The sequence below is a fragment of the Actinomyces israelii genome (assembly GCF_030253495.1).
GTDB classification, from domain to species: Bacteria; Actinomycetota; Actinomycetes; order Actinomycetales; family Actinomycetaceae; genus Actinomyces; species Actinomyces israelii.
The window spans coordinates 2,233,147-2,247,510 of the sequence record NZ_CP124548.1 but is presented as its reverse complement, the minus strand read 5'-3'; the positions used below and the strand labels follow the sequence as shown (position 1 = coordinate 2,247,510).

14 protein-coding genes are annotated in these 14,364 nt (G+C 74.5%); 10 read left to right on the top strand and 4 right to left on the bottom strand.

Translation table 11 applies throughout. The features are described from left to right. Positions 1-2 precede the first annotated feature (2 nt). Positions 3-2,528, bottom strand: coding sequence for a DNA gyrase/topoisomerase IV subunit A (locus AIF0345_RS09295; RefSeq protein ID WP_285295973.1), 2,526 nt, complete (start codon positions 2,526-2,528; stop codon positions 3-5). Between the two features lie 140 nt (positions 2,529-2,668). On the opposite strand from AIF0345_RS09295, the gene AIF0345_RS09290 reads away from it, so the two are divergent. Then, the gene (locus tag AIF0345_RS09290; protein ID WP_043558108.1) at positions 2,669-3,268 is read left to right on the top strand and encodes a DUF5998 family protein; all 600 of its coding nucleotides are present in this window, start codon (positions 2,669-2,671) and stop codon (positions 3,266-3,268) included. Beyond that, on the top strand, positions 3,265-4,545 hold the full coding sequence (locus AIF0345_RS09285) for an alkaline phosphatase family protein (protein ID WP_043558107.1): 1,281 nt from the start codon (positions 3,265-3,267) through the stop codon (positions 4,543-4,545). The genes AIF0345_RS09290 and AIF0345_RS09285 overlap by 4 nt, the downstream gene beginning before the upstream one ends. Positions 4,546-4,592: 47 nt before the next feature. Here the strand turns inward: AIF0345_RS09285 and sepH are convergent, their stop codons facing one another. Continuing rightward, positions 4,593-5,786, bottom strand: a complete 1,194-nt coding sequence (sepH, locus tag AIF0345_RS09280; RefSeq protein ID WP_043558105.1) for a septation protein SepH — start codon at positions 5,784-5,786, stop codon at positions 4,593-4,595. A 294-nt stretch (positions 5,787-6,080) separates the two neighbouring features. Between sepH and AIF0345_RS09275 the strand changes: the two genes are divergently transcribed. The 4 genes from AIF0345_RS09275 to AIF0345_RS09260 are packed head-to-tail and all read left to right on the top strand — an operon-like array spanning position 6,081 to position 8,255. Beyond that, positions 6,081-6,386 (top strand): DUF4193 domain-containing protein, encoded by a 306-nt coding sequence (locus AIF0345_RS09275; RefSeq protein WP_043558102.1) that lies wholly within the window; start codon positions 6,081-6,083, stop codon positions 6,384-6,386. A gap of 58 nt (positions 6,387-6,444) precedes the next feature. Next, on the top strand, positions 6,445-7,149 hold the full coding sequence (locus AIF0345_RS09270; RefSeq protein WP_285295972.1) for a DUF3710 domain-containing protein: 705 nt from the start codon (positions 6,445-6,447) through the stop codon (positions 7,147-7,149). After that, positions 7,146-7,523: an OB-fold nucleic acid binding domain-containing protein gene (locus tag AIF0345_RS09265; protein ID WP_043558097.1), complete on the top strand. Its 378-nt coding sequence runs from the start codon at positions 7,146-7,148 to the stop codon at positions 7,521-7,523. The genes AIF0345_RS09270 and AIF0345_RS09265 overlap by 4 nt, the downstream gene beginning before the upstream one ends. 15 nt (positions 7,524-7,538) lie before the next feature. Continuing rightward, positions 7,539-8,255 carry a DUF3159 domain-containing protein gene (locus tag AIF0345_RS09260; protein WP_285295971.1) on the top strand — a complete coding sequence of 239 codons (717 nt, stop codon included), beginning with the start codon at positions 7,539-7,541 and terminating at the stop codon, positions 8,253-8,255. A gap of 30 nt (positions 8,256-8,285) precedes the next feature. Here AIF0345_RS09260 and AIF0345_RS09255 read toward each other — a convergent pair whose 3' ends face one another. Further along, on the bottom strand, positions 8,286-9,008 hold the full coding sequence (locus AIF0345_RS09255) for a potassium channel family protein (RefSeq protein WP_043558092.1): 723 nt from the start codon (positions 9,006-9,008) through the stop codon (positions 8,286-8,288). Positions 9,009-9,011: 3 nt separating this feature from the next. Then, positions 9,012-9,677 carry a potassium channel family protein gene (locus AIF0345_RS09250; RefSeq protein ID WP_043558090.1) on the bottom strand — a complete coding sequence of 222 codons (666 nt, stop codon included), beginning with the start codon at positions 9,675-9,677 and terminating at the stop codon, positions 9,012-9,014. A 58-nt stretch (positions 9,678-9,735) separates the two neighbouring features. Here AIF0345_RS09250 and AIF0345_RS09245 point away from each other — a divergent pair, with 58 nt between their 5' ends. The 4 genes from AIF0345_RS09245 (at position 9,736) to AIF0345_RS09230 (ending at position 14,266) form a co-directional block, all read left to right on the top strand. Beyond that, positions 9,736-11,814, top strand: coding sequence for an APC family permease (locus tag AIF0345_RS09245; RefSeq protein ID WP_285295970.1), 2,079 nt, complete (start codon positions 9,736-9,738; stop codon positions 11,812-11,814). Continuing rightward, on the top strand, positions 11,811-13,256 hold the full coding sequence (locus AIF0345_RS09240) for a class I SAM-dependent RNA methyltransferase (protein WP_043558085.1): 1,446 nt from the start codon (positions 11,811-11,813) through the stop codon (positions 13,254-13,256). The genes AIF0345_RS09245 and AIF0345_RS09240 overlap by 4 nt, the downstream gene beginning before the upstream one ends. 136 nt (positions 13,257-13,392) lie before the next feature. Further along, complete coding sequence (locus tag AIF0345_RS09235; RefSeq protein ID WP_285295969.1) at positions 13,393-13,602, top strand: hypothetical protein; 210 nt, start codon at positions 13,393-13,395, stop codon at positions 13,600-13,602. Between the two features lie 127 nt (positions 13,603-13,729). Then, positions 13,730-14,266: a hypothetical protein gene (locus tag AIF0345_RS09230; protein ID WP_285295968.1), complete on the top strand. Its 537-nt coding sequence runs from the start codon at positions 13,730-13,732 to the stop codon at positions 14,264-14,266. The last annotated feature ends 98 nt before the right edge of the window (positions 14,267-14,364 follow it).

Sequence of the window (14,364 nt, the reverse complement as noted above, 5' to 3'; positions counted from 1 at the left end):
CGTCACCCGATCCCGGCCACCGGGGCGGACAGCGGCGAGCCGGAGCCGTCGCGGCGCTCGTCGGTCTCGGGCAGCCCTACGCTCTGGCCGCCCGGCCCGACCGCCCGGGCCGGGCCCACCCCGACCCAGGCGAGGACGAGCTCGTCCTCCCCGCGCAGGAAGCGCTGGGCGCGCACACCCCCGGTGGCCCGCCCCTTGGCGGGGTAGCGGTCCAGCGGGGTCACCTTGACCGAGCCCGTCCCGGTGCCCGGCAGCGCCCCCTCGGCGTCGGCGATCGTGACGACGACGGCCTCGGCCAGCAGGTCGGCGGGCACCGCGGAGCCGGCGATGACGCGCGCCCCCTCGTGCAGGGAGATGCCCGCCATGCCGCCCGCGCCCCGCCCCTGGGGGCGCACCCTGGACGCCTCGAAGCGCAGCAGCTGGGCGTCCGAGGTCACCAGGGCGAGGATGTCGGAGTCGGCGGCGGTGCCGGCGAAGACGACGCGGTCGCCGTCGGCCAGCGCGATCACCTCCCAGGAGTCGCCGCGGCCGGGCTCGTCGCCCGGTCTGACGCGCTTGATGACGCCCGCGGCGGTGGCCAGCACGATCGGCGGAGTCGTCTGCGAGCCGATGGGTACCAGGCCGACGACCCTCTCCTCCGGCTCGATGTCGACCAGCAGGCGCGCGGGCTGCCCGCCGGCGAGCGAGGGCGCCCCCTCCGGGCGCGGGATCTCCGGGGTCGCCACGACGTCCAGGCGCACCAGGCGGCCCGTGTCGGTGACGGCCCCGACCCGGCCGCGCGCGGTCGCGGCGACCTGGCTCGTGATCGCGTCGTGGCGCCGGCGCCCGCCCGCGCGCGAGACGGGCTCCGCCCCGGCCGTGCGCGCCACCAGGCCCGTGGCCGACAGGAGCACCCGGCACGGGTCGTCCGGGACGGTCAGCGGGACGTCGGAGGCGCCGGCCATGAGGCTCATGGCCGCCTGCTTCGTGGCGCCCGGGGCGTTCGCTCCCGCGCCGTCGGGCGCCTGCGGTCCCGAGCCCGGGGCCCCGGCCCCGGGGGCCTCGAGGAGCACCGTTCGCCGCGGCGTGCCGAACTCCTCGGCCACCGCGGCCAGCTCGCGGGAGACCACGCCCCGCAGCAGCGCCTCGTCGTTCAGGACGGCCTCGAGCTCGGCGATCTCCCGGGCCAGGGAGTCGCGCTCCTTCTCCAGCTCGATGACCGAGAACTTGGTCAGGCGCCGCAGCTGCAGCTCCAGGATGTAGCTCGCCTGCGGCTCGGTGAGGTCGAAGACCCGCATGAGACGGGTGCGGGCGGTGGCGGCGTCCTCGCTGGAGCGCACCACCTGGATGACCTCATCGATGTCGAGGATCGCGATGAGCAGGCCCTCGACCAGGTGCCGGCGCTCCCTGCGCCTGCCCAGGCGGAAGCGGGTGCGGCGCTCCACGACCGTCAGGCGGTGGCGGACGAAGACCTCGAGCAGCTCGCGCAGGCCCAGCGTGCGCGGCTGGCCGTCCACCAGGCACACGTTGTTGATCCCGAAGGAGTCCTCCAGCGGCGTGTGCTTGTAGAGCTGGGCGAGCACCGCCTCGGGGTTGTAGCCGTTCTTGACCGTGATGACCAGGCGCGTGCCGTTCTTGCGGTCGGTGAGGTCGGCGACGTCGGTGATGCCCTGGAGCTTCTTGGAGGCCACCGTCTCCTTGATGCGGGTGATGACCTTCTCCGGGCCGACCAGGTAGGGCAGCTCGGTGATCACGATGCCCTTCTTGCGGGCGGTCACGTTCTCGATGCGGGCGGTCGCACGGGTGAGGAACTTGCCGCGCCCGGTGCGGTAGGCCTCGCGGATGCCGTTCAGGCCGACGATCATGCCGCCGGCCGGCAGGTCCGGGCCGGGCACGAAGGCCATGAGGTCCTCCAGGGTGGCCTGGGGGTGCTCGATGAGGTGGCGGGCGGCGGCAGCGACCTCGACGAGGTTGTGCGGCGGCATATTGGTCGCCATCCCCACCGCGATGCCCGAGGCGCCGTTGACCAGCAGGTTGGGGAAGGCCGCCGGCAGGACACCCGGCTCGGTGAGGGTGTAGTCGTAGTTGGGGGAGAAGTCGACGGTGTCCTCGTCGATGTCCGCCGTCAGCGCCAGGGCGCTGCTGGCCAGCCTCGCCTCGGTGTAGCGGGCCGCGGCCGGGCCGTCGTCCAGGGAGCCGAAGTTGCCGTGCCCGTCGACCAGCGGCAGGCGCATGGTGAAGGGCTGGGCCAGGCGCACCAGGGCCTCGTAGATGGCGACGTCGCCGTGCGGGTGGAGCCGCCCCATGACGTCGCCGACGACGCGCGAGCACTTCACGTGCGGCCGGTCGGGGCGCAGCCCCATGCGGTCCATCTGGAACAGGATGCGGCGCTGGACGGGCTTGAGGCCGTCGCGGGCGTCCGGCAGGGCGCGGGCGTAGATCACGGAGTAGGCGTACTCCAGGAAGGACGTGCGCATCTCCGTGGGCAGGTCCTGGTCGACAATGAGGCCGTCGACGGGGGGAGGCGGCTGCGTAGCGGACTTCGGCATGCCCCGCATCATGCGCGATGAGGGCCCGGAATGGGAAGACGACACCCGGAGGCGGCCGCATCGGCCGTCGAGTGCGGGACCGGCCGCGCCCAGTGGCCCCGGCCCGCGGGCCTGTCGCAGGTTGGTGGCATGATCGGCCCATGAAGTGGACTGCGCAGGGCCGACCCGACGACGCCGCATCCTCGACGCCCCTGGCCGAGGAGGTGCGGCACGCCGGCTACTACCCCGAGCTCGTTCTGGGCACGCTCGACGTCGCCGTGGCGGGCGAGGAGATCGTCGTCGACCTCGTCCAGGCCGAGACCACCTTCGATGACGCGGTGCACCGCCACCTGACCGTGCTCGCTCTGACCACCAGCCGGCTCATTATCGTCCACGTCGATGACGTCCCGCGCGAGGACGGCAGGCCGGGCGCGGTGGCCACCAGCGAGGCCGTGCCCATCGCCCGCATCTCCTCGGTGTCGCTGACCCGGGGCGTGCGCGAGCCCGCCGCCGGCGGCGGACAGCTGACCGAGGTGACGATCTCGGTCTGCTGGGGCGCGGTGCGCCGCCTGGAGCTCGAGCCGGCGACCTGCGGCGACCCGTCCTGCGAGGCCGAGCACGGGCTGACGGGGATCTCCATGCCCGACGACATCGTCATACGGGTCGCCGCCGGGGTTGAGGGCGACGCCGCGCTGGCCCGCGCCGACCGCTTCGCCCGGGCGCTGTCCGAGGCGACCGTCCGGGCCGCGGCGCGCGCATGAGCGCGCCGCACCTGCGCCAGGTCCTGGGCGCCGCCGCGGCCGGAGCGGGGCTGCGCCTGCGCGACGTCGATCTGCCCGACGTGCTCTCCGACGCGCAGGCGCGCGAGGCCGCCGCCGCCTGGAGCCTGCTGGCCGAGGACTCCGGGACCACCCCGACCGTCGTCGTGCTCGTCGACGGGCTGGGCCTGGAGATGCTGCGCGAGCGCCTGGGGCACGCGCCCACGCTGCGGTCCTGGCTGTCCGCCTCGTCCTCGTCCACGGGGCCGGCGGCCCGAGCGGCCTCCGGTCCCGGGCCCGCCGCGCGGACCTGCACCCCCTCGACGACGGCGGCCGCGCTGACGACCCTGGGCACCGGCGCCCTGCCCGGAGTCACCGGCATGGTCGGCTACAGCGTGCTCAACCCGCTGCTGGACCGGACCCTGCTCGTGGACACGGCCCCGCACCCCGAGCAGAACCTGTGCCTGATCACCTGGGAGGGGCGCGCCCCCGACCCGCGGGCCTGGCAGGACGTGCCCACCATCTTCGAGCGGCTCGAGCGCGACCCGGGCCGTCCCCGCCCCCGCGGCGAGCCCGGCGCGCCCCTGGCCGTGACGATCGGCCCCGCCCGCTTCGCCGGCTCGGGGCTGACCGTGGCCGGCCTGCGCGGCGCACCCCACCTGGGCGCCGACTGCCTCGAGGCCCGTCCGGGACTCGCCGTCGAGGCGCTGCGGCGGGGCATCCCCCTGGTCTACCTCTACGTCGGCGAGCTCGATCACACCGGCCACGCCCACGGCTGGCGGTCCGTGCGGTGGCTCGAGCAGCTCGAGCGCCTCGACGCCGCCCTGGCAGGGCTCGCGCGCCGCGTCCCCGCCGGCACCCGCATCATCCTCACCGCCGACCACGGCATGGTCGACACCGGGCCCGACCGGCGCATCGACGTCTCGGCGCGCCCCGCCCTGAGCCGCGACGTCGTCGCCGTGGCGGGCGAGCCGCGCTTCACCCACCTCTACGTGCCCGGGTCGGACCAGGACGTCGCCTCCGAGGTCGCCCAGCGGTGGCGCGACGAGCTGGGGGAGCGGGCCCTGTGGATCGGCACCCGGGCCGAGGCGGACCGGCACCTGGGCCCGGTCGGGCAGCGGGCGGCCGGCGTCGTGGGCGATGTCCTGGTGGCGATGAGCCGGGAGTGGGTGGCGGTCGACCCGCGCGTCCACAGCGAGTCCGCCATGGCCATGCCCGGCGTGCACGGGTCCCTCACGCGGGCCGAGACGACCGTCCCCCTGCTGACGGTCCTGACCTGACTGGTCGCCCCGGGGCCTGGGGCGGCGGGGCCGGGCCCTCCGGAGGGCTACTCGGGCTTGGCCCCGAAGACGATCTCGTCCCAGGAGGGGACGGAGCGGCGCGAGCGCCGCTTGGGCCTGGGGGCGGGCACGGCCGGTGCCCGATCGGACTCGTCCTGCTCGGTCCGCCTCTCCACCTGGGCCAGCGGCACGGTCGGAGCACTGTGGGCCGAGGCCGCGGCCTGGGGCGAGGCCGACGCCGGAGCGGGCGGTGCGGGGGACGGCGCGCTGGGGGCCGAGGCGCGGCGCCTCGCAGCGGCCGGATAGTGCCCGCCCTGGCCCACGGCGACCCTGCGGCGGTCGGACATCGAGACGATCTGGGCCTGCCCGCGCGGCGAGGTCATCGGCTCCGCGGGCTCCTCCTCGTCCGCCGGGGGCTCGACCTCCAGCCTGCGCCCGCGGCTGGAGGCCAGGTCCGCCAGCAGCGCGTCGGTCGAGGAGTCCTCGAGGCCCGCCCGCACCTCGTTCCACGCGGACTGCTCAGGCTCTCCCGCCTCCGCGGCCGCGGGAGGGGAGACGGGGGAGGCCGCCGACTCCGCGGCCGGCGCCACCGGGCTCGCCGCCGTCGGCGCCGAGGACGCCGAGGCGCCGGAGACGGGGGAGTCCTGGTCGAAGACCGGCGGGCGCTGAGCAGCGGCGGCGGCCTCCGTGAGCCAGCGGGCCTCCTCGTCCAGCGCGCTGACGGAGCGGGCGGTCATGTCCAGCTCCCAGCGGGCGAGCTTGGCCTGCGCCCCCTGGACGAAGGCGAGGGTCACCTGCCAGGGGTCGCGGCCCTCGCGCAGCGCGTCCCACTGCAGGCTCGTCGGCTCCACCCCGCGAGTGGCCAGGCGGTCCACGACGAGCTCGCCCAGAACGGGGGAGTCCTTCTCCCAGCCGATGCGGCACGCCTGAGCCTGGCGGACCGCCCACGCCCGCTCCGCCAGGACCGGGCCCTCGAAGCGGCGCACGTGCTCGACGTCCATGCCGGTGGTGGTGGCGACCTCCTCGGCGCTGGCGCCGGCGCGCATGAAGGCCTGCAGCTCGCGGGGGCGGACGGCCGAGCCGGGGGTCGGCGGCGCGATGGCCCGTGACAGCGCGGCCGGACGTGCGCGGCGCACCGCGGCGCGCAGGGCATCATCGACGACGATGCTGTAGCGTTCACCCTTGCCGTCGGTCATGACGACGGTGTCACCGTTGGCGCCCAGCAGCTCGAGCTCGATCATGGGGGATATGCCTCCTCGTATCCGTCGTACAGGCTCAGCGTGCCATCCCGGCCGCTCGGGCCGCGGGATGTCGCCCGGTGTGCCATGCGGCCGGCGTGTGAGTCTGTTCGCCCTGAGCCCTATTGCATCGCCGTTGAGCATGGTTCACGTGACCAGTTCGTGGTGCTATGGTGCGCGTGCCCTGCTCGGAGGGGTCGACAGCAGCTGGTCTTCGGTGTTATAGCCGGTTCCGGCGGAGCTGCGGACCGCCCGAGAGTCCGATCGAGTGCCGTCGACGAGAGAGAGTGACAGGCCATGGCGACCGACTACGACGCCCCGCGCAAGAACGACGACGAGCCCGAGTCCGACTCCATCGAGGAGCTTACCGCCCGGCAGAAGGACCAGTCCTCGGAGGCCATCGAGGAGGACGAGAACGAGGTCGCCGAGGGCTTCGAGCTGCCGGGGGCGGATCTGTCCCGCGAGGAGCTGAGCGTTCACGTCGTCCCCCAGCTGGAGGACGAGTTCACCTGCTCCGAGTGCTTCCTGGTCCACCACCGCGGCTCGTTGGCCTATATCGACGAGGCCACCGGACAGCCGGTGTGCACCGACTGCGCGGGCTGACCACAGGCTCGAGCACCCGCTCCCCCGTGGAGCACCACACCCCGACAAGGAGACCCTCATGGGACTGTTCTCCCGTCGTCGAGACGACGACGCGAGCGAATCGAGCACCAACTCCGATGACGTCGCACCCCGGGCGTCCGCCGAGACCGGCACCGGCCCCTGGGACGCCGCCGATGCGCCCGACCGCCCGGGATCCGTGGGCCGGATCGACCTGGGCTCCCTGCGCGTACCGGCCGTGGACGGGATGCAGATACGCCTGGAGAACCCAGGAGGGGCGGGCCAGGAGATATCGGCCGCCGTCCTGGTCCTGTCCGGCTCCACGCTCGAGCTCCGCGCCTTCGCGGCGCCGCGCACCATCGGCATCTGGGACGAGCTGCGCGAGGACATCACCGCCGAGCTGACCCGTGCCGGCGCCCGCTTCGAGGTCGAGGACGGCGAGCACGGCCCGGAGCTCCTCGCGCACGTGCCCGTGCGCACCCCGGACGGCCGGGAGGGGACGGTCGCGGCCCGCTTCATCGGGGTGGACGGCCCCCGCTGGTTCCTGCGCGGCGTGCTCCAGGGCCCCGCCGCCACCGACGAGGCGGCCTCACAGGTGCTGCGCGGCGTCTTCGCCGACATCGTCGTCGTGCGCGACGGCGCCGCCAGGCCGCCGCGGGAGATCCTCCCGCTTCACGCCCCCGGGATCGTCAACGCCCCGGCCGCCGAGGACCTGCCTGGCCTCGACCCCCTCGAGCCCGGGCCGACCATCGCCGAGGTGCGATGAGCCGTGCACTGCGCGCTCTGAGGGACCGCTTCTCCCGGCTGCGCTCCAGCCGCGAGGACATCGACGCCCTCGACGAGGCGACCTCCGCGCGCAGGCGGGGGACCATGCCCGTCGGCGAGCTGCGGGCGCGCCGACGCTCGGAGGTCTCCGGCGTGCTGCGCGCCGTCACCTTCAGGCCGTCCACGGACAAGCCCGTCCTGGTCGGCCAGCTCTACGACGGCACCGGCTCGGTGGACCTGGTGTGGATCGGGCGCCGGGCGATCGTCGGGATCCGCCCCGGCGTGCACCTGCGGGCCGAGGGCATGGTCGTCGCCGGCCGGCCCCGCCCTACGATCTACAACCCGAGCTACGAGATCCTCGCCCCCGGAGACTGACTGGAGACCGACACCGTGAGAACCACTGACGCCCCCCGCACGGCCACAGGGCTGGGCGCCCTCGACGCCGACCGCTTCGACGTCGCGGCCGCGGTCGGGGGCTGGCGCGGCGTGCTGGAGTCCGCCGTCCCCACGCTCGTCTTCGTCATCATTATGGCGGTGGCGCCGACCGCGCTGGCCGCGGCCCTGGTCGCCTCGCTGGCCGTGAGCGCCGTCGCCCTCATCGCGCGGCTCGCCCAGCGTCAGGGCCTCAGGCAGGTGGCCGGCGGCGCACTGGTGGCCCTGGTGAGCGCCGCGTGGGCCTGGCACAGCGGGCGGGCGTCCAACTTCTACGCCACCGGCCTGGCCGTCAACGCCGCGTGGCTGGCCGCCTGCCTGGGCTCCCTGCTGGCGCGCCGGCCGGTCGTCGGGGTGCTCATGGAGCTGTGGCGCCCCACGGGCCCGGGCGGCGCGACGTCGGCCGAGGACGGCGGGAGCCCCGCGGCCCGGGGCTCCTGGCGCACCGACCCGGCCCGGGCCGGGATCCGGCGCCGCTACGTCACCGGCACCGGAGTGCTCACGGCCATGTTCGCCCTGCGCCTGCTCGTGGAGGCGCCGCTCTACCTGGCGGGGGAGGCCTCCGTCGGGGCCCTGGGGGTGGCCCGGATCGTGCTGGGGCTGCCGCTGTTCGCCCTGTGCGTCTGGTTCGTGTGGCTGATCGTGCGGCCCGCCTCCCGGCGCCCCGGCCGCTGAGGCCGCTGGGCGGCGGGCCGGGAGGCGGGCTCAGCCCAGCATGGGCGCCGGGTCGGTGTCGGGCGTGAGCTCGGGCCCGGGGCCCTCCGCGGAGGTGAACAGCTCGGGTATCTCGGACAGCGACTCCTCCCCCTCGCGGGCGGTGAGGAACAGCAGCTCGTCCCCGCGCTCGAAGCGCTCGTCCCGGTCGGGGTTGATCGGACGGTAGTCGCGCAGGATGGCCGCCAGGACCGTGTGGGGAGGCAGCTCCACCTCGCTGACGAGCTCTCCGATGACCGGGGAGTCGTCGGGCAGGGTGAGCTCGTGCATGAAGGCGCCGGACTGGTGGAAGGTGAACACGGACACCAGCGAGCCGACGCTGACCGCCTCCTCCACCAGCGCCGTCATAATGCGGGGCGTCGAGACGGCCACGTCCACCCCCCAGGTCTCGTCGAAGAGCCACTCGTTCTTCGGGTTGTTGACGCGCGCCACGGTCCGGGGCACGCCGTACTCGGTCTTGGACAGCAGCGAGGTCACGAGGTTGGACTTGTCGTCACCGGTCGCGGCGACGACGACGTCGCACTCGCCCGCCCCCGCCTCGGCCAGGGCGTCGACGTCGCACGCGTCGGCCAGCTGCCAGTCGGCCTCGGGCACCGAGGCGATGCGCATGGCGTCGGGGGAGCGGTCCACGAGCGTGACCTCATGGCCGTGGCTGATGAGCTCGCGGGCGATGGAACGACCCACGGAACCGGCGCCGGTGATGACGATCTTCACTGCTCAGACCTCCTCGACGGGTGCACGGGACAGTGCGCGCTGGACGGTGACGAGCCTCTCGGTGGCGACCGCGAGGTGAAGGCGGTCGTGCTCCTGGAGCACCGTGGTGGACCGCGGCACGAGCGCCGTCGACCCGCGGGAGATCCACGCGACCCGCACATCCAGGCGCTCCTCGATCGCGCTGGTGGTCATGCCGACCCAGGCGTTGGACACGTCGGGCTGAACCAGGCCCACGGCCCCGGAGACGTCGACGATCTCCCGCGCCGTGCCGCCGGGCAGGATCCGCCGCATCATCTGCTCGGCGGTCTGCCGCACCGTCGCCACCGTGGGGATGCCCAGGCGCTCGTAGACGTCGGCGCGACGGGCGTCGTAGATGCGGGCCACGACGTGCTCGACGCCGTACAGCTCCCGAGCCACCCGCGCGGCCACGATGTTGGAGTTGTCGCCATTGGACACCGCGGCGAAGGCGTAGGCCTCGTCGATGCCCGCCTGCTCCAGGGCGTCCCGGTCGAAGCCCACACCCTTGACCTTGCGGCCGTTGAACTCGGCGGGCAGGCGGCGGAAAGCGTCGGAGAGCTGGTCGATAATGGACACGGAGTGGCCCATGCGGTCGAGCTGGGTGGCCATGGAGGCCCCCACGCGGCCGCAGCCCATAATGACGAAGTGCACGGGAAAACCGTACCCCGGACCTTGGACGCCGGGGAACGCGGACGTACGATTCGGTGTCGTGCGTGATTTCGCAGACCGTGTCAAGCGGCTTCTCGTCGGGCGCCCGGTGCCCAGCCGAGCGCTTGGCGAGACCCTCCTGCCCAAACGGATCGCCCTGCCGGTCTTCGCCTCCGACGCCCTGTCCTCGGTCGGGTACGCGCCCGACGAGGTGCTCATCACCCTGGCGGTGGCGGGGGTCGCGGCCACGGCGATCGCGCCGTGGGTCGCGCTGGCGGTCGTCGGCGTGCTCGTGGTGGTGGTCGCCTCCTACCGGCAGACCGTTCACGCCTATCCCTCCGGCGGCGGCGACTACGAGGTCGTCTCGACCAACCTGGGGCCGCACGCCGGCCTGCTGGTGGCCTCCGCGCTGCTGAGCGACTACGTCCTGACCGTTGCCGTCTCGGTGTCCTCGGGGACCTCCTACCTGGCCACGGCCGTGCCCTGGGCGGAGGACCACAAGGTTGAGATCGCCGTCGGCATCGCCACCGGCCTGGCGCTGCTCAACCTGCGCGGGAGCCGCGAGTCGGGCGGCGCCTTCGCCATCCCCACCTACCTGTACATGGCGGCCATCGGGGCCCTCGCCGTCGTCGGCCTCATACAGGAGGCCACCGGCGCGCTCGGGCGGGCCGAGAGCGCCTCCTACGAGGTCGTCACCCACAGCGGGTGGGAGCAGGGCCTGACCGGCCTGGCCGGAGCCTTCCTCATCCTGCGGGCCTTCTCCTCGGGGTGCGCGGCCCTGACCGGCGTCGAGGCGATCTCCAACGGCGTGCCCAGCTTCCAGCGCCCCAAGTCCCGCAACGCCGCCACCACCCTGCTCATGCTGGGCACGATCGCCGCGCTCATGCTCATGAGCATCATCCACCTGGCCGGCGCCGTCGGCGTCCGCATGGTCGAGGACCCGGCCACCGAGCTGCTCAGCCACGGCCGGCCGCTGGGCGCGGGCTACCACCAGGCCCCGGTCATCGGGCAGATCGCCGCAGCAGTGTTCGCCGGCTTCAAGCCGATGTTCTACCTCATCACCGCGGTGACCGGGCTCATCCTGGTGCTGGCCGCCAACACCGCCTTCAGCGGCTTCCCGGTCCTGGCCAGCGTACTCGGCCGCGACGAGTTCCTGCCCCGCCAGCTCTCCCAGCGCGGCGACCGCCTGGCCTACTCCAACGGCATTATCGTGCTGTGGCTGGGTGCGGTCGCCTTCATCGTCGGCTTCGACGCCAGCACCAACCGGCTCATCCAGCTCTACATCGTCGGCGTGTTCATCTCCTTCACGCTCTCCCAGATCGGCATGGTCCGCCACTGGACGCGCGAGCTGACCACCGCCACCGACCCCAGGGCGCGCCGCCGCATGCACCGCTCCCGGGTCATCAACACCATCGGCGTGGCGGGCACCGGCCTGGTGCTGCTCATCGTGCTGGCGACCAAGCTCACCCGCGGCGCCTGGATCACCCTGACCATTATGGCGCTCCTGTGCCTGGTGATGAGCCGGATCCGGCGCCACTACCGGCGCGTGAGCGAGGAGCTGGCGATCTCCGACCTGCACGACGCGCGCGTGCTGCCCGCCCACGTCCACGCCATCGTCCTGGCCTCGCGCCTCCACCAGCCCACCCTGCGGGCCCTGACCTACGCCCAGTCCACCCACCCGACCTCCATCGAGGCCGTCACCGTGGACACCGGCGACGGCGGTGCCGACAGGCTCCTGGACGCCTGGGAGGAGGCGGAGCTGGCTGTGCCCCTGACCGTCCTGGACTCGCCCTTCCGCGACATCACCCGCCCCATCGTCAGCTACGTGCGCTCCGTGCGCCGCGAGTCCCCGCGAGACCTGGTCGTCGTCTTCCTGCCCGAGTACCTCGTGCGCCGCTGGTGGGAGCAGATCCTTCACAATCAGACCGCGCTGCGGCTCAAGACCGCGCTGCTGTTCACGCCCGGGGTCGTCATGGCGTCGGTGCCCTGGCAGCTCGGACTGCCCGGGGAGACCCACATCCACCACGGCCTGCGCGCCCGCACCGCCAAGGGAATCGCCGACGCCGACGCCGCCGTCCGCAGGGAAGACCGCTACCGCCGCCGGCCCGCCGGCGCGCCCGGCCCAGGAGAGACCGTATGAGCACCCGCAGTCCGCACTCCAGCGCGCCCGGCAGGCCGCAGGCCTCCGGCGCCGTCGAGACAATGATCCTGCGGGTGGGCCCGCCCGCTCACGGCGGGCACTGCGTGGCCCGCCCCGACGACGACCCCGCCGGCCATGTCGTCTTCGTGCGCCACGCCCTGCCCGGTGAGACGGTGCGCGCCGTGCTGACCGAGAAGAACGCCAAGATCTGGCGCGCCGACGCCGTCGAGATCCTGTCGGCCTCGCCGGACCGGGTGCGGCCCGTGTGGCCCGAGGCCGGCCCGGGGGGAGTGGGCGGCGGGGAGCTCTGCCACGTCGCCCTGCCTGCCCAGCGCACCTGGAAGCGGTGGGTGCTGGCCGACTGCCTGCGGCGCATCGGCGGCGAGGAGGTCGCGGCCGCGGCCGCCTCCCTGCCCGAGGCCCGGGGGGCCGCCACGGTGCCCGTCGAGCCCATGCCGGGCGACGCGGAGGCGGGCGGCGAGCCGCGGGCGAGCCGCTGGGCCGGCGCCGGCACCCGGACCAGGGTCGCCCTGAGCGTCACCGACGACGGCCTGGCCGGCATGCACGGCTTCCGCTCGGGACGGGTCCTGCCGGTGACGTCCCTGCCGCTGGCCGTCTCGGCGATCCGGGACCTCGGCCTGACCGAGCGCGCCCTGTGGCGCAGGCGCTACCGACCGGGCATGCGTGTGCGGGCCGTCGCCCCCAGCGCCGGCGAGCCGGTGGTGCTCCTGTCGGACGGGGACCGTCACCAGGTCCTGACCGCATCGGGGCGCCCCACGGGGCGCCGGCGCGTGGAGGAGACCGTCGACGCCGCCGGCCTCGGGCTGGGACGGCTGCGCTACAGCGTGCACGCCGGCGGCTTCTGGCAGGTGCACCGCGACGCGCCGGGGGTGCTCGTGGACCGGGTGGTGCGCGCCGCCCTGTCCGGTGCGCCGACGGCGGCCGGCACGCGGGCCGGCGACGGCCCCCTGGACCCCGCCGGGACGGCGGGCGTGCGCGTGGTCGAGCTGTACGCCGGCGCGGGCCTGTTCACGCTGCCGCTGGCGGTGCTGACCGGGGCGGTGCGCTCACTGGAGGGCAGGGAGCAGGCGGTGGGCGACGCCCGCCGGACCCTTCACTCCCTGGAGGGGGCCCGCCTCCTCACCGGCAGGGTCACCGCCGCCTCCGTGGCGAGGCTGGGCCGCTTCGCGCCCGACGGCGAGCCGGGGGCCGACGTCGTCGTCCTCGACCCGCCGCGCCAGGGGGCCGGGCGCGAGGTCGTGGAGGCCGTCGCCGCTCTCGGCGCGGGGCGCGTGGTCATGGTGGCCTGCGATCCCGCGGCCCTGGCGCGGGACCTGAGGACCTTCATGGGGGCCGGCTACCGGCTGGCGGCCATGAGCGCCCTGGACATGTTCCCCCACACCCATCACCTCGAGACGATCGTCGTGCTCGACAGGCCCTGAGGGGGACGGGCCGAACCCGGTGCGGCCGGACGGGCGCCGCGCTCGGCGTCGGGGCGCCCGTCCGGGCTCGGCGTCGAGGGGCGCGGTACCCATGGCCCCGGCCGCCTTGAGGTGCGAGTCCGGCACCATGAGAGCAGTGAGGCCCCGTCACCCCCTGACGCCGATCCGCGGGTTCGCCCTGCTCGCCGCGGTCGCGCTGGCCCTGGGCGGCTGCTCGGGCCGAGGCTTCTCCGCCGTCTCCCCGCCGCCCGCCTCCAGCGCCTGGGCGCGGGGCGTCACACAGGCGTGGAGCATCGACCTGACCGCAGGGCAGGTCGGCGACCCGCCCGCCCGGCACGGCTCCTAACATCTGCGCACGGGCGACCAGCACCGGCGTCCTCGTCGTCTCCCAAGGGGACGGCGACGACTACGTGACCGGGTAGGACCCGGTCAGCGGAGCGGGGCAGTGGAGCGGCCGCTCCGACACGAGGCCGATGGGGCTCTCGCCGCTCACGAACCTCGTCGTGTCCGGCAACCGGGTCCCCGAGGCGGCCACCGGCACGCGGCTGTCCACCTTCACGGCGCCGGACGCGGACCCGGGCGACAGCCTCAGCCCGGTCCTGTCGCCCCTCGCCGACGGCTCCGTGGCGGTGATGTTCGAGCCGTCCTTCACCGGCGGCACGGCCCCCGGCACCATCAGCATCCCGGCCATGGTGCTCGGTCCGGACGGGAGCGTCCTCAAGGACGTCACCACGAGCACCGCGCGGCCCGACTTCGTGCACCGCGCCGACGGCGGCAAGGCGGTCGAGGTCGCCTCCGCCCCGGCCGGCAAGCGGCGCCTGCCGGAGGCCTGGAGCCAGGACCTGGGGGAGGCCCCCGTCGACGACGACTCCACCGGCTCCGCCGATCGCAGCGCGCCCACGGGCACCGTCGTCGTCTCACCCGCAGAGGGGCTCTCCTCGCTCCTGTCGAAGAACCACCTCACCACGGTCACCTACTCCGAGGACTCCATGACCCTGACCCTCTTATGACCCTGACCCTTTGGAGGGCCGGGGGCTGACGGTGGGCGCCCTCAGGGGGCGGGCTCCTGGCCCGCTGGCCGAATGCACGCGGGCCGTCTTGCGTAAAG

Bases quoted from the DNA above. Each gene is read 5' to 3' on its own strand.
- AIF0345_RS09230 (WP_285295968.1), top strand. From the start codon at position 13,730: ATGGGGCTCTCGCCGCTCACGAACCTCGTCGTGTCCGGCAACCGGGTC.
- AIF0345_RS09240 (WP_043558085.1), top strand. From the start codon at position 11,811: ATGAGCACCCGCAGTCCGCACTCCAGCGCGCCCGGCAGGCCGCAGGCC.
- AIF0345_RS09295 (WP_285295973.1), bottom strand. From the start codon at position 2,528: ATGCCGAAGTCCGCTACGCAGCCGCCTCCCCCCGTCGACGGCCTCATT.
- AIF0345_RS09285 (WP_043558107.1), top strand. From the start codon at position 3,265: ATGAGCGCGCCGCACCTGCGCCAGGTCCTGGGCGCCGCCGCGGCCGGA.
- AIF0345_RS09270 (WP_285295972.1), top strand. From the start codon at position 6,445: ATGGGACTGTTCTCCCGTCGTCGAGACGACGACGCGAGCGAATCGAGC.
- AIF0345_RS09265 (WP_043558097.1), top strand. From the start codon at position 7,146: ATGAGCCGTGCACTGCGCGCTCTGAGGGACCGCTTCTCCCGGCTGCGC.
- AIF0345_RS09275 (WP_043558102.1), top strand. From the start codon at position 6,081: ATGGCGACCGACTACGACGCCCCGCGCAAGAACGACGACGAGCCCGAG.
- sepH (WP_043558105.1), bottom strand. From the start codon at position 5,786: ATGATCGAGCTCGAGCTGCTGGGCGCCAACGGTGACACCGTCGTCATG.
- AIF0345_RS09290 (WP_043558108.1), top strand. From the start codon at position 2,669: ATGAAGTGGACTGCGCAGGGCCGACCCGACGACGCCGCATCCTCGACG.